Origin of the sequence: Streptomyces parvus, from assembly GCF_032121415.1 — a bacterium.
Lineage (GTDB): Bacteria > Actinomycetota > Actinomycetes > Streptomycetales > Streptomycetaceae > Streptomyces > Streptomyces globisporus_A.
In genome coordinates this window covers 820,824-839,523 of sequence record NZ_CP135079.1, presented here as the reverse complement: position 1 = coordinate 839,523, position 18,700 = coordinate 820,824, and the positions used below count along the sequence as shown (strand labels likewise).

The window sequence follows — 18,700 nt, the reverse complement described above, 5'->3', positions numbered from 1 at the left end:
ACGGTGTCCCCCTCTCTGTGAGGACATCTCTTCATGTACAAGCTCTTCTTCCGGCTGGTCTTCAAGCGGATGGACCCCGAGCAGGCCCACTACGCCGCCTTCCGCTGGATCCGTCTCGCCGCCCGCACCCCCGTTTTGCGCACCTTCGTCGCCGCCGCCCTCGCCCCCCGCTACGAAGAACTGCGCACCGAGGCCCTCGGCCTGCGCATGCACGGCCCCTTCGGCCTCGCCGCCGGCTTCGACAAGAACGCCGTCGCGATCGACGGCATGGCGATGCTCGGCTTCGACCACATCGAGATCGGCACCGTCACCGGCGAACCGCAGCCGGGCAACCCCAAGAAGCGCCTCTTCCGGCTCGTCGCCGACCGTGCGCTGATCAACCGCATGGGCTTCAACAACGAGGGCTCCGCCGCCGTCGCAGCCCGCCTCGCCGCCCGTAACCCCGTCTTCCGCACCACGGTCGGCGTCAACATCGGCAAGACCAAGGTCGTCCCCGAGGCCGAGGCCGCCGCCGACTACGTGAAGTCCACCGAGCGGCTCGCCGCCCACGCCGACTACCTGGTCGTCAACGTCTCCTCGCCCAACACCCCCGGCCTGCGCAACCTCCAGGCCACCGAGTCGCTGCGCCCCCTCCTGACGGCCGTGCGCGAGGCGGCCGACCGCACGGTCACCAACCGGCGCGTCCCGCTGCTCGTCAAGATCGCCCCGGACCTCGCGGACGAGGACGTCGACGCCGTCGCCGACCTCGCCCTGGAGCTGGGCCTGGACGGCATCATCGCCACCAACACCACCATCGCCCGCGAGGGCCTCGGCCTGAAGTCCGGCCCCGAGCTGCTGGGGGAGACCGGCGGACTCTCCGGCGCACCCCTCAAGGCACGCTCGCTGGAGGTCCTGAGCCGCCTGTACGCCCGGGTGGGGGACCGGATCACCCTGGTGGGCGTCGGAGGCATCGAGAACGCCGAGGACGCCTGGCAGCGCATCCTCGCCGGGGCCACCCTCGTCCAGGGCTACAGCGCCTTCATCTACGAAGGCCCCTTCTACGCCCGCGAGATCCACAAGGGCCTCACCGCCCGGCTCGCCACCTCCCCGTACGCCACCCTCAAAGAGGCCGTCGGCGCCGAGACCCGGAAGAAGGCCGCCCTGTGACCCTCGAACCCTTCGGCGCCCGCCTGCGCCACGCCATGGACACCCGCGGGCCGCTCTGCGTCGGCATCGACCCGCACGCCTCCCTGCTCACCTCCTGGGGCCTGAACGACGACATCGGGGGCCTGGAGCACTTCACCCGGACCGTCGTGGAGGCGCTGGCCGACCGGGTCGCCGTGCTCAAGCCGCAGTCCGCGTTCTTCGAGCGGTTCGGCTCGCGCGGCATCGCCGTCCTGGAGAAGGCGGTCGAGGAGGCCCGCGCCGCCGGGGCCCTGGTCCTGATGGACGCCAAGCGCGGCGACATCGGCTCCACCATGGGCGCCTACGCGGCGACCTACCTGGACAAGGACTCCCCGCTCTTCTCCGACGCGGTGACCGTCTCCCCGTACCTGGGCTTCGGCTCGCTGCGCCCGGCGCTGGACGCGGCCGCCGCCTCCGGCGCGGGCGTCTTCGTCCTCGCCCTCACCTCCAACCCGGAGGGCGCCGAGGTCCAGCGGGCCACGGCCGCCGACGGCCGCTCGCTCGCCCAGCTGATGCTCGACCACATGGCCGCCGAGAACGAGGGGGCGGCTCCGCTCGGCTCGGTCGGAGCGGTGGTCGGCGCGACGCTCGGCGACGCGGGGGTGGACCTGGCGATCAACGGGCCGCTCCTCGCGCCCGGCATCGGCGCCCAGGGAGCCACCCCGGCGGATCTCCCGGCGGTGTTCGGCGACGCGGTGGGCAACGTGGTGCCCAGCGTGAGCCGGGGCGTGCTGCGCCACGGCCCGGACGCGTCCGGGCTGCGCGAAGCAGCCGAACGGTTCGCGGACGAGGTCCGCGGCGCCGTGTCCGGCAGTTGACCCTGACACGTTTACAGCGTGTTGACGAATTACTGACGGGAAACCTGGTCGATATGTCGGGAAAATCCTGGTCGGCCACAGCTGACCAGGACTTTTCGTCTGTTCTCGCTGACTACGGCGGCCCTTGGCGCTAGTCTCCGTCGAAGAGCGGCCGAGCACAGTGTGTTCGGCTCTCACCTGGTGGGGTGGCGTCCAGCCTCCCCGCCGGTCCGTATCCGACAGATCGACATCCGAGGTGACGTAGGCGTGGCTCTTCCGCCCCTTACCCCTGAACAGCGCGCAGCCGCGCTCGAAAAGGCCGCCGCGGCTCGCCGGGAGCGGGCCGAGGTCAAGAATCGACTCAAGCACTCCGGCGCCTCCCTCCACGAGGTCATCAAGCAGGGCCAGGAGAACGACGTCATCGGGAAGATGAAGGTCTCCGCACTGCTGGAATCCCTGCCGGGCGTCGGCAAGGTCCGCGCCAAGCAGATCATGGAGCGTCTCGGCATCTCCGAGAGCCGCCGGGTCAGGGGTCTTGGCTCCAACCAGATCGCATCCCTGGAGCGTGAGTTCGGCGGCAGTCCCGCCTGACGTTCTCAGGCACTCCTGAGAACCTGGATAATCGCTCCATGGCTGCAACATCCCGGGGGACGTCCCCCGTACCCCCGGACGTACGTCCGCGGCTGACCGTGCTCTCCGGCCCCTCGGGGGTCGGCAAGAGCACGGTCGTCGCCCATATGCGCTCCGTGCACCCCGAGGTCTGGCTCTCCGTGTCGGCGACGACGCGCAAGCCGCGCCCCGGGGAGCGCAACGGCGTCCACTACTTCTTCGTGGACGACGAGGAGTTCGACAAGCTCATCGCCAACGGCGAGCTGCTGGAGTGGGCCGAGTTCGCGGGCAACCGCTACGGCACGCCCCGCCGGGCCGTGCTCGACCGCCTGGAGGCGGGCGAGCCGGTCCTGCTGGAGATCGACCTCCAGGGCGCCCGGCTGGTCCGCCAGTCGATGGACGACGCGCGTCTGGTCTTCCTGGCTCCGCCGAGCTGGGAGGAGCTGGTGCGCCGGCTCACCGGCCGGGGCACCGAGGCCCCCGAGGTCATCGAGCGCCGGCTCGACGCCGCCAAGGTCGAGCTGGCCGCCGAGGCGGAGTTCGATACGACGCTCGTCAACACCTCCGTCGAGGATGTGGCTCGCGAGCTGCTAGCCTTGATGCTTCAGGCCTAGATCCCCGCAATCGTCAAGATCGCTCGGATCTTTGATCTACACCCCCTTCGGAAGGCAGAGAGTGTCCTCTTCCATCACCACGCCCGAGGGCATCATCAACCCGCCGATTGATGAGCTCCTCGAGGCCACCGACTCGAAGTACAGCCTGGTGATCTACGCGGCCAAGCGCGCCCGCCAGATCAACGCGTACTACTCGCAGCTCGGTGAAGGCCTCCTCGAGTACGTCGGTCCGCTCGTCGACACCCACGTGCACGAGAAGCCGCTGTCGATCGCGCTCCGCGAGATCAACGCGGGCCTGCTGACCTCCGAGGCCATCGAAGGCCCCGCGCAGTAACGCAGCAGCACCTTCACTCCAGGCCCGGCGGCCCGTCCGCCGGGCCTGAGGTGTGTCCGGGGCCGGATGAACGCGCCGCGCGCGGTGAGGCAGCATGGGACGCACATGTTGCCGTTACGGTGCCGAGTGCGGGGAGACGCAGTGGACAAGCCGAAGGTGGTCCTGGGGGTCAGCGGGGGCATCGCCGCCTACAAGGCGTGCGAGCTGCTGCGCCGGCTGACCGAGTCCGGCCACGACGTACGGGTGGTCCCGACCGCCGCGTCGCTGCACTTCGTGGGGGCGGCCACCTGGTCGGCGCTCTCCGGCCACCCGGTGTCCGACGAGGTCTGGCAGGACGTCCACGAGGTCCCGCACGTGCGGATCGGGCAGGGCGCCGACCTCGTGGTGGTCGCCCCGGCCACCGCGGACATGCTGGCCAAGGCCGCCCACGGGCTCGCCGACGACCTGCTCACCAACACGCTCCTGACCGCCCGCTGTCCGGTGGTCTTCGCCCCCGCCATGCACACCGAGATGTGGGAGCACCCGGCCACCCAGGAGAACGTCGCCGCCCTGCGCCGCCGGGGCGCCGTCGTCATCGAGCCCGCTGTCGGGCGGCTCACCGGCGTCGACACCGGCAAGGGCCGGCTGCCCGACCCCGGCGAGATCTTCGAGGTCTGCCGCCGGGTGCTGGCGCGCGGGGTTCCCGAGCCCGACCTCGCGGGCCGCCGTGTGGTCATCAGCGCCGGCGGTACCCGCGAGCCGCTCGACCCGGTGCGCTTCCTGGGCAACCGTTCCTCCGGCAAGCAGGGTTACGCGCTGGCGCGCACCGCCGTGGCCCGGGGAGCCCGGGTCACCCTGATCGAGGCCAACACCGGGCTGCCCGACCCGGCCGGGGCCGACGTCCTGCGGGTCGGCACCGCCGTCCAGCTCCGCGAGGCCGTGGTGAAGGCCGCCGCCGACGCGGACGTCGTGGTGATGGCCGCCGCGGTGGCCGACTTCCGCCCCTCCGAGTACGCCACCGGCAAGATCAAGAAGAAGGACGGCGAGGAGGCGCCGGCGCTCACCCTGGTCCGTAACCCCGACATCCTCGCCGAGGTCGCCCAGGAGCGGGCCCGGCCGGACCAGATCGTCGTCGGCTTCGCCGCCGAGACCGACGACGTGCTGGCCAACGGCCGTGCCAAGCTCCGCCGCAAGGGCTGCGACCTCCTCGTGGTCAACGAGGTGGGGGAGCGCAAGACCTTCGGCTCGGAGGAGAACGAGGCGGTCGTCCTCGCCGCCGACGGCCAGGAGACGCCGGTGCCGTACGGTCCCAAGGAAGCCCTTGCCGACACGATCTGGGATCTGGTTTCCGTCAGGTTCCCGTCGAATTCCTCGTCAGCCCATCGGCCGAGCGAAATCGCCCCATAACGCCGAAAACGGCGGCCGAGCGGGGTGAATTGTCCTACTGGTGCCGTGTGTGGCGCACCTCACGAACCTCCCAAAGGGCGAGACACCTGGCCCGGTCGCCGGAAGTGACCGATAAACTGGCCGACGGTACGCGCCGAGCGCAGCTCTCGGACGTACCACCCATGATCAGCCAGCAGCCGCTGCAACCCCAGGGAGCGATGTGTCCCGCCGTCTTTTCACCTCGGAATCCGTCACCGAGGGTCACCCCGACAAGATCGCTGACCAGATCAGCGACACGATTCTCGACGCGCTCCTGCGTGAGGACCCCTCCTCACGCGTCGCCGTCGAGACCTTGATCACCACCGGTCTGGTGCATGTCGCGGGCGAGGTCACCACCAAGGCCTACGCCGACATCCCCAACCTCGTGCGCAACAAGGTTCTGGAGATCGGTTACGACTCCTCCAAAAAGGGCTTCGACGGTGCTTCCTGTGGCGTCTCGGTGTCGATCGGCGCCCAGTCGCCGGACATCGCCCAGGGCGTCGACACCGCGTACGAGAAGCGGGTCGAGGGTGACGAGGACGAGCTCGACAAGCAGGGCGCGGGCGACCAGGGCCTGATGTTCGGCTACGCCTGCGACGAGACCCCGGAGCTCATGCCGCTCCCCATCTACATCGCGCACCGCCTCTCCCGGCGGCTGTCCGAGGTGCGCAAGAACGGGACCATCCCCTACCTGCGCCCCGACGGCAAGACCCAGGTCACCATCGAGTACGACGGTGACAAGGCGGTCCGGCTGGACACGGTGGTCGTCTCCTCGCAGCACGCCTCGGACATCGACCTGGACTCGCTGCTCGCGCCCGACATCCGCGAGTTCGTCGTCGAGCACGTGCTCGCGCAGCTCGTCGAGGACGGCATCAAGCTGGACACCGAGGGTTACCGCCTCCTGGTGAACCCGACCGGCCGCTTCGAGATCGGCGGCCCGATGGGAGACGCCGGCCTCACCGGCCGCAAGATCATCATCGACACCTACGGCGGCATGGCCCGCCACGGTGGCGGCGCCTTCTCGGGCAAGGACCCGTCCAAGGTCGACCGCTCCGCCGCGTACGCGATGCGCTGGGTCGCGAAGAACGTCGTGGCCGCCGGTCTCGCCGCCCGCTGCGAGGTCCAGGTCGCGTACGCGATCGGCAAGGCCGAGCCGGTCGGCCTCTTCGTCGAGACCTTCGGCACCGCCGCCATCGACACGGAGAAGATCGAGAACGCGATCGGCGAGGTCTTCGACCTCCGCCCGGCCGCGATCATCCGGGACCTCGACCTGCTCCGCCCGATCTACGCCCAGACCGCCGCGTACGGCCACTTCGGCCGGGAGCTGCCGGACTTCACCTGGGAGCGCACGGACCGCGTGGACGCGCTGCGCGCGGCCGCGGGTCTGTAAGAACCCCTGAGCAAGGGCTCGCAGAAGCATCAGCAGTGAGCGACGGCGGGGCCCGGACACCGAACACGGTGGCCGGGCCCCGCTGCCGTGCCCCGACTCTCCGAGCTCGCCGGACTGTCAGTGCCCTCTGGTAGGAATGCAGCTGTGAGCAGCGAGAACGAGCAGTCCGCCGAACCGGGTGCCGGGCCGCCGGAGCAGCTTGCGCTGATCCGGGAGACCGTGCGCCGGGCCAAGGTGCCGCGCGCCAAGCCGCGGACCTGGCGCGGCGCGGCCCTCGCCGAGGAGCTGCCCGTCGCCCGCGTCCTGGTCAACAAGGGTGTCCTCCACCTCGACCAGTTCTTCGACTACGCGGTGCCCCAGGAGCTGGACGCCGACGCACAGCCGGGCGTCCGGGTGCGGGTCCGGTTCGGGGCCGGCGGGCGCAATGTCCAGGGCGGGCGGCGCGAGGGCGGCGGTCTGATCGACGGCTTCATCGTCGAGCGTCGCGCCGACTCCGACTACCAGGGCGCGCTGGCGGCCCTTGCTTCCGTGGTCTCCCCGGAGCCGGTCCTCGGGCCCGAGCTGCTCGCTCTCTGCCGCGCTGTCGCCGACCGGTACGCGGGCAGCCTCGCCGACGTCCTCCAGCTCGCCGTCCCGCCCCGCAACGGCCGCGCCGAGGCCAAGCCCTCCCCGGATCCGCTGCCGCCGCCCCCGCCCCCGGACCCGGGCACCTGGGAGCGGTACGGCCAGGGTCCGGCCTTCCTGCACGCACTGGCCGAGGGCGGCGCCCCGCGCGCGGTGTGGACCGCCCTGCCCGGACCGCACTGGCCCGCGGAGATCGCCGGGGCCGTCGCGGCGACGCTCTCCTCCGGGCGCGGCGCCCTCGTCGTCGTCCCGGACGGGCGGTCCGCCGCACGGGTCGACGCGGCCCTGACCGAGACGCTCGGCGCGGGGAGGCACGCCCTGCTGACCGCCGAATCCGGCCCGGAGAAGCGCTATCGGCAGTGGCTGGCGGTGCGCCGGGGCTCGGTGCGCGCGGTCGTGGGCACCCGGGCCGCCATGTTCGCCCCCGTGCGCGACCTCGGCCTCGTCGTCGTCTGGGACGACGGCGACTCCAGCCACAGCGACGACAACGCCCCCTTCCCGCATGTCCGCGAGGTCCTGGAGCTGCGGGCGGCCCAGGGCCGCTGCGGCTTCCTGCTCGGCGGGACGAGCTGCACGGTCGAGGCCGCCCAGCTCGTGGAGAGCGGCTGGGCGCTGCCGCTCCTCGCCGACCGCGAACGGCTGCGCCGGGCCGCGCCCCTCATCCGTACGGTCGGGGACGGCGAGCTGGCCCGGGACGGGGCCGCCCGCTCCGCCCGGCTGCCCAGCCTCGCCTGGGGCGCCGTGCGCGACGGTCTGCGCACAGGGCCGGTGCTGATCCAGGTCCCCCGGCGGGGTTACGCCCCCCGCCTCGCCTGCGAACGCTGCCGCACCCCTGCCCGCTGCCGGCACTGCGCGGGCCCTCTGGGAGCGCCGGACCAGCAGGATCTGAACTGTGCCTGGTGCGGGCAGGCCGAGCGGGCCTGGAGTTGCGCGGAGTGCGGTTCCACCCGGCTGCGCGCCCGGATCGTCGGCGCCCGCCGCACCGCGGAGGAGCTGGGCCGGGCCTTTCCCGCCGTGCCCGTCCGTACCTCGGGGCGCGACCACATCCTCGACGCGGTGCCCGACGCCCCGGCGCTGGTCGTCTCCACCCCCGGCGCGGAGCCCGTCGCCGAGGGCGGCTATGCGGCGGCCCTGCTCCTGGACGGCTGGGCCATGCTCGGACGGCCCGATCTGCGCGCGGGGGAGGAGGCGCTGCGCCGGTGGCTGGCGGCGTCGGCGCTGGTGCGGGGGCAGGAGGAGGGCGGCACGGTGGTGGTCGTGGCCGAGCCGACGGAGCGTGCGGTGCAGGCGCTGGTCCGCTGGGACCCGGCGGGGTTCGCGCGGCGCGAGCTGGCGGAGCGGGCCGAGCTGGGCTTCCCGCCGGTCTCCCGGATGGCCTCGGTGACCGGCCCGCCCGAGGCCCTGGCCGCGTTCCTGCAGACCGCCGGGCTGCCGCCGGAGGCCGAGATCCTGGGACCGGTGCCGGCCCCCTCGGCCGCGCCCGGGAGGGCCCGCAGGCCGGGGGACGCGCCGCCGGGCGAGACCTGGGAGCGGGCCCTGATCCGGGTGGTCCCGGGGCGTGGGGCGGCGCTCGCCCGCGCCTTGAAGACGGCGCTCGCGGCCCGTACGGCCAAGGGCGCGAGCGAACCGATACGCATCAGGATCGACCCGCCCGACATCGGCTGAGGCGACGGGCCGGTCCCCCGGTCGGGCCGACGGGGTCGATCGGGCCCCGGCATCGGCCGGGCCCGCGGCGGGGCCGCCTGCGGACCGTGGGTCCGCACCGGGCCCGGACAGAGAACTGCCCCGCCGTGCGACCGGCACGGTGGGGCAGAAGGGCGGCGTGCGGTCAGCCGTTGCGCGGGCCCGGGAACGCGCCGGGGCGCAGCTCCTCGCGGGCAGGCTGCGGGGCCGCCGACGGCTGCGGCGGCATCGAGCGGGCCGCCGGGACCGAGGGCACCGGGGAGCCGGAGCCCTTGGCGGAGGGTCCGGGGAGGCCGCTGCCGACGGAGACCGGGCGCGGCGCGGAGCCGTTCTCGCCGCCCGTCTCGGCGGCGGGCTGCGGGGTGGCGCGGCGTGTTCCGTAACGGCGGTGGACGGCCTGCTTGGTGACGCCGAGGGCGGAGCCCACCGCGTCCCAGGAGAAGCCCAGCGAGCGGTCGAAGTCCACCGCGGCCGTCACCAGGGTCTCGACGCTGTCCCGCAGCTCCTGCGCGAGGCGGACGGTGGGCGCCGGGGCCCTGCCGTAGACGACGAAGCCCGCGGAGGGGCCGGAGCGGCGCGGACGGTAGACGTTGCCCAGCTGGGCGGTGAGGGTGCGCAGCGCGTCCACCTGCCGCCTGACCCGCTCGATGTCCCGCACCAGAAGATGCAGACTGGCCCGCGCTTGGGCGTCGTGCGTTGCGTGGTCGGCCATGAAGAAGCCTCTCGAACCGGCGTTGAAAGGGATCGGGCCGCAATCGGGGCGGCCCGCTTCGGTCAATCTCCTTTGACCAACGCCCGAGCCGGTGATGTGGTCACGCTATCGGGGCGTATGTGCGTATGCACGGGGCGTGCGCGGCGCGCGTACGCCCCCTGGTCGCCGCCCCCGCGCAAGGGAGTCGCCGCCCTGCGCAAGGGAGTCGTCTCCCCGCACCAGGGAGCGGCCGGGCTCTGATCGGCCGGGCCCCCTAGACTGGTGTGCTGCTCGTCACCGTACGTCTTGGCCCGAGAGGCAGTCAGCCACCCATGAAGCTCGTCTTCGCCGGCACCCCCGAAGTCGCCGTCCCCGCCCTGGACGCCCTGATCGCCTCCGACCGCCATGAGGTGGCCGCCGTCGTGACCCGTCCCGACGCCCCCGCCGGGCGGGGCCGCCGACTCGTCGCGAGCCCGGTGGCCGAGCGGGCGGAGGAGGCCGGGATCGAGGTGCTCAAGCCCGTCAAGCCCCGGGACGAGGAGTTCCTCGCCCGGCTGCGCGAGATCGCCCCGGACTGCTGCCCGGTCGTCGCCTACGGCGCCCTGCTGCCCAAGGCCGCCCTCGACGTGCCCGCCCGGGGCTGGGTCAACCTGCACTTCTCGCTGCTGCCCGCCTGGCGGGGCGCGGCCCCCGTGCAGCACTCCCTGATGGCCGGGGACGAGGTGACCGGCGCGTCGACCTTCCTGATCGAGGAGGGGCTGGACTCCGGGCCGGTCTACGGCGTCCTCACGGAGGAGATCCGCCCCACCGACACCAGCGGCGACCTGCTCACCCGGCTCGCCTTCGCCGGAGCGGGGCTGCTCGCCGCCACCATGGACGGCATCGAGGACAACACCCTGCACGCCGTGCCCCAGCCGCACGAGGGCGTCACGCTGGCCCCGAAGATCACCGTGGAGGACGCCCAGGTCCAGTGGTCCGCGCCCGCCCTGCGGGTCGACCGGGTGGTCCGCGGCTGCACGCCGGCCCCCGGCGCCTGGACCCTGTTCCGCGGCGAGCGGCTCAAGCTGATCCAGGCGACCCCCGTCCTGGACCGTACGGATCTGGCCCCCGGCGAGCTGTCGGCCGCCAAGAACAACGTGTACGTCGGCACCGGATCGCACGCCGTCGAGCTGCTCTGGGTCCAGCCGCAGGGCAAGAAGCCGATGCGGGCCGCCGACTGGGCGCGCGGCGTCCGGATCGCCCACGGCGAGCTGCTGGGCCTGTAGCACGCCGGCAGGGGTGAGGCAGGGCCCCGGCCGCGCCCGGAGCGGCTCAGGCCCGGGTCCCAGGGCCCCCGGGCCGCTGGTCGGGAGGGCGGTGACGGCGTCGTACGCTGGGAGGGTTCGCCCCACTCACCGTCAGCGGAGCACCTTTCACGTGAACGACCAGCCGCGTCGCCGTCCCGCCAAGCCCCACCGCCGGCCCAAGAAGGACCCGGTCCGCTTCCTCGCTTTCGAGGCGCTGCGGGCCGTCGACGAGCGGGACGCGTACGCCAACCTCGTGCTGCCCCCGCTGCTGAGGAAGGCCCGTGCCAAGGGCGACTTCGACAGCCGGGACGCGGCCCTGGCGACCGAGCTGGTCTACGGGACGCTGCGCCGCCAGGGCACGTACGACGCGATCGTGGCCGCCTGCATCGACCGGCCGCTGCGTGAGGTCGACCCGCCGGTCCTGGACGTCCTCAACATGGGCGTCCACCAGCTGCTCGGCACCCGTATCCCCACCCACGCGGCCGTCTCCGCCAGCGTGGAGCTGGCCCGGGTGGTGCTGGGGGAGGGGCGTGCGAAGTTCGTCAACGCGGTGCTGCGCAAGGTCACCGCGCACGACCTCGACGGCTGGGTGGAGAAGGTCGCCCCGTCGTACGACGAGGACGCCGAGGACCACCTCGCCGTCGTGCACTCCCATCCCCGCTGGATCGTCTCCGCCCTCTGGGACGCGCTGGGCGGCGGCCGGGCGGGCATCGAGGACCTGCTGGAGGCCGACAACGAGCGGCCCGAGGTGACCCTGGTCGCCCGCCCCGGCCGCTCCACCACCGAGGAGCTGGTCAAGGCCCTGGGCGAGGACAACAGCCTGCCCGGACGCTGGTCCCCGTACGCCGTCCGGATGGCCGAGGGCGGCGAGCCCGGCGCGCTGGAGGCCGTCCGGGAGAGCCGGGCGGGCGTCCAGGACGAGGGCAGTCAGCTCGTCGCCGCCGCCCTGGCCGCCGCCCCCGTCGAGGGCCGCGACACCCGCTGGCTGGACGGCTGCGCGGGCCCCGGCGGCAAGGCCGCCCTGCTCGCGGCGCTGGCCGCCGAGCGCGGCGCGACACTGCTCGCCGCCGAGAAGCAGCCCCACCGCGCCCGGCTGGTCGAGCGCTCGCTCGCCGGCAACCCCGGCCCGTACCAGGTGATCACCGCCGACGGCACCCGCCCGCCGTGGCTGCCCGGCACCTTCGACCGCATCCTGATGGACGTGCCCTGCTCCGGCCTCGGCGCGCTGCGCCGCCGCCCGGAGTCCCGCTGGCGGCGTCGCGCCGAGGACCTGGAGGCCTTCGCACCGCTCCAACGGGGCCTGCTGCGTGAGGCGTTGAAAGCCGTACGGGTCGGCGGCGTTGTCGGTTACGCCACCTGTTCGCCGCATCTGGCGGAGACCCGGGTGGTCGTCGAGGACGTGCTCAAGGGCCGCGGCGGGGAGCCGGTCGAGGCGGAGTGGATCGACGCCCGCCCGCTGCTGCCCGGGGTGCCCGCCCTGGGCGAGGGGCCGGACGTCCAGCTCTGGCCGCATCTGCACGGCACGGACGCGATGTATCTGGCTCTGCTGCGCCGGTCCGGCTGAATATCAGTGCGTCAGCGCCCCCTCCGGTACGGCAAAAGAACAGTAAAGCGCTGGCAAAATGCCCAGAATGCGCGGACTGTGAGGGCCGTGTGAGGCTTCGGAGGGCATCGAGGCGGGGAACCGGCCTCAGACGTGGCAGGCTTGGGTCATGGCGCAGATCAACCCCAGCATCCTGTCCGCCGATTTCGCGCGTCTCGCCGAGGAGGCGAAGGCCGTCGAAGGCGCGGACTGGCTCCATGTCGATGTCATGGACAACCACTTCGTGCCCAACCTGACCCTCGGCGTGCCGATCGTCGAGGCGCTCAGCAAGGCGACGGACACCCCGCTGGACTGCCATCTCATGATCGAGGACGCGGACCGCTGGGCCCCGCAGTACGTGGAGGCCGGCGCCGGGTCCGTCACCTTCCACGCCGAGGCCGCCGCGGCGCCGGTGCGGCTGGCGCGGGAGATCCGGGCGAAGGGGGCGCGCGCGTCGATGGCGCTCAAGCCCGCGACGCCCATCGAGCCGTACGAGGACCTGCTCCCCGAGCTGGACATGCTGCTGATCATGACGGTCGAGCCGGGCTTCGGCGGGCAGGCGTTCCTGGACATCATGCTGCCGAAGATCCGCCGCACCCGGGAGCTGATCAGCAAGCACGGTCTCGAACTGTGGCTCCAGGTCGACGGCGGGGTCTCGGCCTCCACCATCGAGCGGTGCGCCGAGGCCGGAGCCGACGTCTTCGTGGCCGGATCCGCGGTCTACGGGGCGGCGGACCCGGCGGCGGCGGTACGGGACCTGCGGGCCCTGGCGGACGTGGCGACGGCCGCGGCCCCCTGGGCGTGCGACCACTGAACCAAGGGCAGATGAACGCGGTCCGACAGGGCCGATCAAGGATCGCCGGATCTGACAGGATGAACGGCGTATCGGGCGTGTGAACAGCAGTGAGGAGATCGCGGTGTCTGGCATCTCGGCGGGTCGGTCAGCCATGCGGATGGGACCCGCGGAGCTGGTGCAGGCGGCGGCCATGGCCCGCCGGTTCTACCTGGAGGGCAAGTCCAAGATCCAGATCGCCGAGGAGTTCGGCGTGAGCCGCTTCAAGGTGGCCCGGGTCCTGGAGACCGCTCTCGAACGCGATCTCGTGCGTATCGAGATCCGGGTCCCGGCCGAGCTGGACGCCGAACGCTCCGACGCCCTGCGCGCCCGCTACGGGCTGCGGCACGCGGTGGTCGTCGAATCCCCGGCCGAGGAACAGGACGACGCCCCCGACCCGGAGAACCTGGGCGAGGTCGCCGCCGACCTGCTGGGCGAGCTGGTGGCCGAGGGCGATGTGCTCGGCCTGGCCTGGGGCCGCTCCACCATCCACATGGCGGCGGCCCTCGACCGGCTGCCGCCCTGCACGGTCGTCCAGCTGACCGGGGTGTACGACGCGGGCACCGCCGAGCGCGGCTCGGTCGAGGCGGTCCGCCGGGCGGCCCAGGTCTCCGGCGGCGAGGCGCACCCCATCTACGCCCCCATGCTGCTGCCCGACCCCGCGACGGCCGCCGCGCTGCGCGAGCAGACGGGCATCGCCCGCGCCTTCGAGTACTTCGACAAGGTCACCGTCGCCGCCGTCTCCATCGGTTCCTGGGAGCCGGGCATCTCCACCGTCCACGACATGCTCTCGGACGAGGAGCGCGCCCACTACGCCTCACTCGGCGTCGCCGCCGAGATGTCCGCGCACCTGTTCGACGCCGAGGGCCGCCGGGTCGGCCGCGACCTGGGAGAGCGCTGCATCACCGTGGAGGCGGACCGGCTGCGCCGGATCCCCGAGGTGGTCGCGATCGCGGGCGGCCAGCGCAAGGCGGCGGCGATCGGCGCGGTGCTCCGCTCCGGCCTCGTCACCAGCCTGGTCACGGACACCGCGGCGGCCGACTACCTGCTCACCGAGTCCGCCGCGGGGGTCCGCCCGGCGCTGGAGCGGGCCGACCCCGACGGGGAGTGACGCGCAAGGACGCGCCGAGGGCCGCGCGCCCTCGCGGGGTGCGCGGCCCTCGGCATGTCGTCCCCCGGTCGCTCAGCCGGACGGGGGAGCCTTGGCCGAGCACGGCGCGGGGGCGGCGGCCTCGGCGCGCGCGGGCGGGACGCCCAGCACCGTCTCCTCCAGGTACTCCTCGGGTTCCTCGTACTGACCGACGTCCGCCGGGTTGTAGCGGGGCGTCTGGCGCGACCAGTCCAGGTTGCCGCGCATCCAGCTCCGCATCCCGTCGAGGTAGGGCACCAGCAGCCCGGACAGTTCCGGATACAGCTCCAGCAGCTCGTCCTCGGCGGTGAGGAACCGCTCGGTCTCCATCGCGAGCCGTTCGGCGACATGGTCCAGCGCCTGCTGCTCCCCGAGGCCCCGGTGGTGGCGGACCAGGTGCACGAGGTTGTGGATCTCGCCGAGCACCTGCTCCTTCTCGAAGGAGTACACGTCGTTGGCCCAGCAGACGTGGTTGCACGCGGCTTCCAGGGCGGTGATGAAGCGGGGGTCGTTGTGGAGCGACTCCGGCGCCTCGATGCCCGCGACGATCTCTATGAGATCCATGCAGACGTGGATGGCCCCGGTGTGCCGCCGCTTGGCGATGTACGTCTCCTCCGAGGGCACCACGTTCTCGGCGCGGTTGCCCGCCTCCCAGGTCGTGGCGGTCGTGAGGTAGGTGACCAGATGCCAGGCGAACCGGGTCCGCCAGTGCGGGGCCGCGTTCGGCGTCGTACGTTTCCACAGATCGGCCAGGGCGGTCACGGCGGCCGGGGCCTTTTCCCCCGGCAGCGGCTCGGGCGCTGAGCCGTCGACGACCGCGCGCATCCGTTCGACCACGCTTCTCACTCGGTCGGGTGAACGGCCGAGGTGGCCGTCGTCGAGCTGGTCGTCGACCAGGAAGAGCCAGACGAACCAGTCGGCCACCAGATCGAGGTGTTCCTCGTCGGCCGTCGGGTAGACCATGCCGACGAACGCCCCGAAATCGGCTTGTTCGAATCGGTTCCTCGCGGACTCGCGATGGACCAGACCCGTCCGTCTGGTCCAGGCGTCCAGGTGGCCCCGGGTGTGCCCCACGTGCGGATTGGTCCGCTGCGGGAACGGGCAGTAGATGTCCGGCAGTTCGCTGTCCACAGGCGGATCGGGATCCTCTCCGGTCATACGGTGTGCCCAGGGTTGCCGACGAGCCGGATCGACGCTTCCGGCACCCCCGAGACCTGCGGCTTTGAAGCTACCTGACCCCTTGTCACCCGGTCCAGGGATGGTGATCACGAATGATTCGAATCCTGTTCGGGTACAGTCCGTGGGTAAGGCAGGTTCACTTGCCCGGGACCCCCGGCCGCCTCTTCGGAGGATCAGACGAATGCGGGGGTCTTTTGCTGTGTCTTCGGGGAAACGACCTGCGTGGTTTCGTATGAAAAAATGAGTGTTATGCGTTTTCTTGAGCCGGGAACCGGTCGCTACACAGAGTCCCCCGCGGTCCCGTACGACCTCACGTACGACGACGTCTTCATGGTCCCGGGCCGCTCCGCGGTCGGCTCCCGCCAGGGTGTGGACCTCTCGTCGCCCGACGGAACCGGTACCACCATTCCGCTCGTGGTCGCCAACATGACCGCCATCGCGGGTCGCCGGATGGCCGAAACCGTCGCCCGCCGCGGCGGCCTCGTCGTCATCCCCCAGGACATCCCGATCGAGGTCGTCACCGACGTCATCTCCTGGGTCAAGACGCGCCACCTCGTCCTCGACACCCCGATCGAGCTGGCCCCCGGCCAGACCGTCGCCGACGCGCTCTCGCTGCTGCCCAAGCGGGCGCACGGTGCGGGCGTCGTCGTCGACGCCGACCGCCGCCCCGTCGGTGTCGTCACCGAGCACGACCTCAGCGGCGTCGACCGCTTCACCCAGCTCTCCGAGGTCATGTCCAAGGACCTCGTGCTGCTGGACGCGGACATCGACCCGCGCGACGCCTTCAACAAGCTCGACGGCGCCAACCGCAAGCTCGCCCCCGCGGTCGACGCGGACGGCCGCCTCGTCGGCATCCTCACCCGCAAGGCCGCCCTGCGCGCCACGCTCTACACCCCCGCCACCGACGCCGGGGGCAAGCTGCGCGTCGCGGCCGCCGTCGGTATCAACGGCGACGTGGCCGGCAAGGCCAAGCAGCTCCTGGACGCGGGCGCCGACGTCCTCGTCGTGGACACCGCCCACGGCCACCAGGAATCCATGATCAGCGCGGTGAGGGCCGTACGGGCCCTCGACCCGCAGGTGCCGATCGTCGCGGGCAACATCGTCGCCGCCGAGGGCGTGCGCGACCTGATCGAGGCGGGCGCGGACATCATCAAGGTCGGCGTCGGCCCCGGCGCCATGTGCACCACCCGGATGATGACCGGCGTCGGCCGGCCGCAGTTCTCCGCCGTCCTGGAGTGCGCCGCCGAGGCGAAGAAGCACGGCAAGCACGTCTGGGCCGACGGCGGCGTCCGGCACCCGCGCGACGTCGCCATGGCGCTCGCCGCCGGCGCCTCCAACGTGATGATCGGCTCCTGGTTCGCGGGCACGTACGAGTCGCCCGGCGACCTCCAGCAGTCCGCCGACGGCCGCTTCTACAAGGAGTCCTTCGGGATGGCCTCGGCCCGCGCCGTGAAGAACCGCACCTCGGACGAGTCGGCCTACGACCGCGCCCGCAAGGCGCTCTTCGAGGAGGGCATCTCCACCTCGCGGATGTTCCTCGACCCGACCCGCCCGGGCGTCGAGGACCTCATCGACTCGATCATCGCGGGCGTCCGCTCCTCCTGCACCTACGCCGGTGCCGGATCCCTGGCGGAGTTCGCCGAGAAGGCGGTCGTCGGCGTCCAGAGCGCCGCCGGTTACGCCGAGGGCAAGCCCTTGCACGCCAGCTGGAGTTGATCCCCGGATCACCCGACGACCCCGCCCCCTCAGGCTGTTCCACGCCGGAGGGGGCGGGGTCGTTTCCGGCCCGCCCGCGTGGCCGGGGGTGCGCTTCAACTCTCCTTGGATCTAAGTAATATGAATCGCACTCAGCTGCCTGCCTCTCTGCGGTAAGGGATCTCATGTCCTTCTTCACTGACCTGGCCCACCAGTACATCGACGGCGAGTGGAGGCCGGGGAAGGGGTCCTGGGACATCATCGACTTCAACCCGTTCGACGGCGAGAAGCTCGCCTCGATCCCGGTCGCCACCGCCGAGGAGGTCGACCAGGCCTACCGGGCCGCCGAGCGCGCGCAGCAGGCATGGGCGGACACCAACCCGTACAGCAGGCGGGCCGTTCTGGAGAAGGCTCTCGGCATCGTCGAGGAGCGCGAGCAGGAGATCGGCGAGGCGATCGTCGCCGAGCTCGGCGGCACCCGGCTGAAGGCCGCGTTCGAACTGCACCTGGCCAAGGAGTTCCTCCGCGAGGCGATCCAGCTGGCCCTGCGCCCCGCCGGACAGATCCTCCCCTCGCCGACCGAGGGCAAGGAGAACCGCGTCTACCGCGTGCCCGTCGGCGTCGTCGGGGTGATCAGCCCGTTCAACTTCCCCTTCCTGCTCTCCCTCAAGTCCGTCGCGCCCGCGCTGGCCCTCGGCAACGCCGTCGTCCTCAAGCCGCACCAGAACACCCCGGTCTGCGGCGGCACCCTGCTGGCCAAGGTCTTCGAGGACGCCGGGCTCCCCGCCGGGCTGCTGAACGTCGTGATCACCGACATCGCGGAGATCGGCGACACCCTGCTGGAGCACCCCGTGCCGCAGGTCATCTCCTTCACGGGCTCGGACAAGGTCGGCCGCCACGTCGCCACCGTCTGCGCCCGGAACCTCAAGCGCGCCGTCCTCGAACTCGGGGGCAACAGCGCCCTGGTCGTGCTCGACGACGCGGACGTCGACTACGCCGTCGACGCGGCGGTCTTCAGCCGGTACGTCCACCAGGGCCAGGTCTGCATGGCCGCCAACCGCATCCTGGTCGACCGCGCGGTCGAGGCCGAGTTCACCGAGAAGTTCGTCGCCAAGGTCGCGTCCCTCACCGTCGGCGACCCCGCCGACCCGGCCACCCAGATCGGCCCGCTGATCAACTCCTCGCAGGCCGAGTCCGTCTCCAAGCTCGTCGACCAGACCGTGGCGGCCGGGGCGACGGCCCTCCTGCACGGCCGCGCCGACGGCAACCTCGTCAGCCCCTCCGTGCTGACCGGTCTCGCCGCCGACTCGCCCGTCCTGCACCAGGAGATCTTCGGGCCCGTCGCCCTGCTGATCCCCTTCGACGGCGAGGACGAGGCCGTCCGGATCGCCAACGACACCCCGTACGGACTGAGCGGCGCCGTCCACACCGGCAACATCGAGCGCGGCGTGCGGGTCGGGCAGCGCATCCACACCGGCATGATCCACATCAACGACGGCACCGTCCACGACGAGCCGATCGTCCCCTTCGGCGGCGAGAAGAGCTCCGGTCTGGGCCGGCTGAACGGCGACTCGATGATCGAGGCCTTCACCACCCAGAAGTGGATCTCCATCCAGCACGGCCGCTCGCAGTTCCCCTTCTGACGGCCTGCGCCGCCGCACCGGGCATGCCCAGGACGGCGGCCCGT

At 72.3% G+C, this 18,700-nt stretch carries 17 protein-coding genes; 15 read left to right on the top strand and 2 right to left on the bottom strand.

Annotation, left to right across the window (positions count from 1 at the left end):
- Nucleotides 1-33: 33 nt before the first annotated feature.
- The 8 genes from RNL97_RS04800 to RNL97_RS04765 all read left to right on the top strand — a co-directional run bounded on the left by RNL97_RS04800 (nucleotide 34) and on the right by RNL97_RS04765 (nucleotide 8,601).
- A complete protein-coding gene (locus RNL97_RS04800; RefSeq protein ID WP_030589558.1) occupies nucleotides 34-1,146 on the top strand; it encodes a quinone-dependent dihydroorotate dehydrogenase in 1,113 nt (370 codons plus the stop codon).
- Nucleotides 1,143-1,982, top strand: coding sequence for an orotidine-5'-phosphate decarboxylase (gene pyrF / locus RNL97_RS04795; RefSeq protein ID WP_030589555.1), 840 nt, complete (start codon nucleotides 1,143-1,145; stop codon nucleotides 1,980-1,982). Before RNL97_RS04800 ends, pyrF begins: the two co-directional genes overlap by 4 nt.
- 246 nt (nucleotides 1,983-2,228) lie before the next feature.
- On the top strand, nucleotides 2,229-2,552 hold the full coding sequence (locus RNL97_RS04790; protein ID WP_003970367.1) for an integration host factor: 324 nt from the start codon (nucleotides 2,229-2,231) through the stop codon (nucleotides 2,550-2,552).
- A gap of 38 nt (nucleotides 2,553-2,590) precedes the next feature.
- Nucleotides 2,591-3,184 (top strand): guanylate kinase, encoded by a 594-nt coding sequence (gmk, locus tag RNL97_RS04785; RefSeq protein ID WP_023608339.1) that lies wholly within the window; start codon nucleotides 2,591-2,593, stop codon nucleotides 3,182-3,184.
- 61 nt (nucleotides 3,185-3,245) lie between these two features.
- Complete coding sequence (rpoZ, locus tag RNL97_RS04780; RefSeq protein ID WP_003970369.1) at nucleotides 3,246-3,518, top strand: DNA-directed RNA polymerase subunit omega; 273 nt, start codon at nucleotides 3,246-3,248, stop codon at nucleotides 3,516-3,518.
- A gap of 141 nt (nucleotides 3,519-3,659) precedes the next feature.
- On the top strand, nucleotides 3,660-4,904 hold the full coding sequence (gene coaBC / locus RNL97_RS04775) for a bifunctional phosphopantothenoylcysteine decarboxylase/phosphopantothenate--cysteine ligase CoaBC (protein ID WP_243313455.1): 1,245 nt from the start codon (nucleotides 3,660-3,662) through the stop codon (nucleotides 4,902-4,904).
- A 199-nt stretch (nucleotides 4,905-5,103) separates the two neighbouring features.
- Nucleotides 5,104-6,312, top strand: coding sequence for a methionine adenosyltransferase (metK, locus tag RNL97_RS04770; RefSeq protein ID WP_030589545.1), 1,209 nt, complete (start codon nucleotides 5,104-5,106; stop codon nucleotides 6,310-6,312).
- Between the two features lie 144 nt (nucleotides 6,313-6,456).
- On the top strand, nucleotides 6,457-8,601 hold the full coding sequence (locus RNL97_RS04765; protein ID WP_243313452.1) for a primosomal protein N': 2,145 nt from the start codon (nucleotides 6,457-6,459) through the stop codon (nucleotides 8,599-8,601).
- A gap of 163 nt (nucleotides 8,602-8,764) precedes the next feature.
- Here RNL97_RS04765 and RNL97_RS04760 read toward each other — a convergent pair whose 3' ends face one another.
- Complete coding sequence (locus RNL97_RS04760; protein ID WP_030589539.1) at nucleotides 8,765-9,331, bottom strand: hypothetical protein; 567 nt, start codon at nucleotides 9,329-9,331, stop codon at nucleotides 8,765-8,767.
- 117 nt (nucleotides 9,332-9,448) lie between these two features.
- Between RNL97_RS04760 and RNL97_RS04755 the strand changes: the two genes are divergently transcribed.
- The 5 genes from RNL97_RS04755 to RNL97_RS04735 all read left to right on the top strand — a co-directional run bounded on the left by RNL97_RS04755 (nucleotide 9,449) and on the right by RNL97_RS04735 (nucleotide 14,121).
- The gene (locus RNL97_RS04755; RefSeq protein ID WP_279343824.1) at nucleotides 9,449-9,571 is read left to right on the top strand and encodes a hypothetical protein; all 123 of its coding nucleotides are present in this window, start codon (nucleotides 9,449-9,451) and stop codon (nucleotides 9,569-9,571) included.
- A 71-nt stretch (nucleotides 9,572-9,642) separates the two neighbouring features.
- Nucleotides 9,643-10,575 carry a methionyl-tRNA formyltransferase gene (gene fmt, locus RNL97_RS04750; protein WP_030589537.1) on the top strand — a complete coding sequence of 311 codons (933 nt, stop codon included), beginning with the start codon at nucleotides 9,643-9,645 and terminating at the stop codon, nucleotides 10,573-10,575.
- Between the two features lie 151 nt (nucleotides 10,576-10,726).
- Nucleotides 10,727-12,160 carry an RsmB/NOP family class I SAM-dependent RNA methyltransferase gene (locus RNL97_RS04745; protein ID WP_243313450.1) on the top strand — a complete coding sequence of 478 codons (1,434 nt, stop codon included), beginning with the start codon at nucleotides 10,727-10,729 and terminating at the stop codon, nucleotides 12,158-12,160.
- Between the two features lie 148 nt (nucleotides 12,161-12,308).
- On the top strand, nucleotides 12,309-12,992 hold the full coding sequence (gene rpe / locus RNL97_RS04740; protein ID WP_030589531.1) for a ribulose-phosphate 3-epimerase: 684 nt from the start codon (nucleotides 12,309-12,311) through the stop codon (nucleotides 12,990-12,992).
- A gap of 133 nt (nucleotides 12,993-13,125) precedes the next feature.
- Nucleotides 13,126-14,121: a sugar-binding transcriptional regulator gene (locus RNL97_RS04735; RefSeq protein WP_030589527.1), complete on the top strand. Its 996-nt coding sequence runs from the start codon at nucleotides 13,126-13,128 to the stop codon at nucleotides 14,119-14,121.
- A 72-nt stretch (nucleotides 14,122-14,193) separates the two neighbouring features.
- Here RNL97_RS04735 and RNL97_RS04730 read toward each other — a convergent pair whose 3' ends face one another.
- Nucleotides 14,194-15,270 (bottom strand): terpene synthase family protein, encoded by a 1,077-nt coding sequence (locus RNL97_RS04730; RefSeq protein WP_243313449.1) that lies wholly within the window; start codon nucleotides 15,268-15,270, stop codon nucleotides 14,194-14,196.
- 297 nt (nucleotides 15,271-15,567) lie between these two features.
- Here RNL97_RS04730 and RNL97_RS04725 point away from each other — a divergent pair, with 297 nt between their 5' ends.
- Nucleotides 15,568-17,034, top strand: coding sequence for a GuaB1 family IMP dehydrogenase-related protein (locus tag RNL97_RS04725; RefSeq protein WP_243313447.1), 1,467 nt, complete (start codon nucleotides 15,568-15,570; stop codon nucleotides 17,032-17,034).
- Nucleotides 17,035-17,198: 164 nt separating this feature from the next.
- Complete coding sequence (locus RNL97_RS04720) at nucleotides 17,199-18,656, top strand: aldehyde dehydrogenase family protein (RefSeq protein ID WP_030589518.1); 1,458 nt, start codon at nucleotides 17,199-17,201, stop codon at nucleotides 18,654-18,656.
- The last annotated feature ends 44 nt before the right edge of the window (nucleotides 18,657-18,700 follow it).

Bases quoted from the DNA above. Each gene is read 5' to 3' on its own strand.
- RNL97_RS04720 (WP_030589518.1), top strand. From the start codon at position 17,199: ATGTCCTTCTTCACTGACCTGGCCCACCAGTACATCGACGGCGAGTGG.
- gmk (WP_023608339.1), top strand. From the start codon at position 2,591: ATGGCTGCAACATCCCGGGGGACGTCCCCCGTACCCCCGGACGTACGT.
- RNL97_RS04755 (WP_279343824.1), top strand. From the start codon at position 9,449: ATGTGCGTATGCACGGGGCGTGCGCGGCGCGCGTACGCCCCCTGGTCG.
- RNL97_RS04735 (WP_030589527.1), top strand. From the start codon at position 13,126: ATGCGGATGGGACCCGCGGAGCTGGTGCAGGCGGCGGCCATGGCCCGC.
- fmt (WP_030589537.1), top strand. From the start codon at position 9,643: ATGAAGCTCGTCTTCGCCGGCACCCCCGAAGTCGCCGTCCCCGCCCTG.
- RNL97_RS04760 (WP_030589539.1), bottom strand. From the start codon at position 9,331: ATGGCCGACCACGCAACGCACGACGCCCAAGCGCGGGCCAGTCTGCAT.
- RNL97_RS04725 (WP_243313447.1), top strand. From the start codon at position 15,568: ATGCGTTTTCTTGAGCCGGGAACCGGTCGCTACACAGAGTCCCCCGCG.
- rpe (WP_030589531.1), top strand. From the start codon at position 12,309: ATGGCGCAGATCAACCCCAGCATCCTGTCCGCCGATTTCGCGCGTCTC.
- RNL97_RS04800 (WP_030589558.1), top strand. From the start codon at position 34: ATGTACAAGCTCTTCTTCCGGCTGGTCTTCAAGCGGATGGACCCCGAG.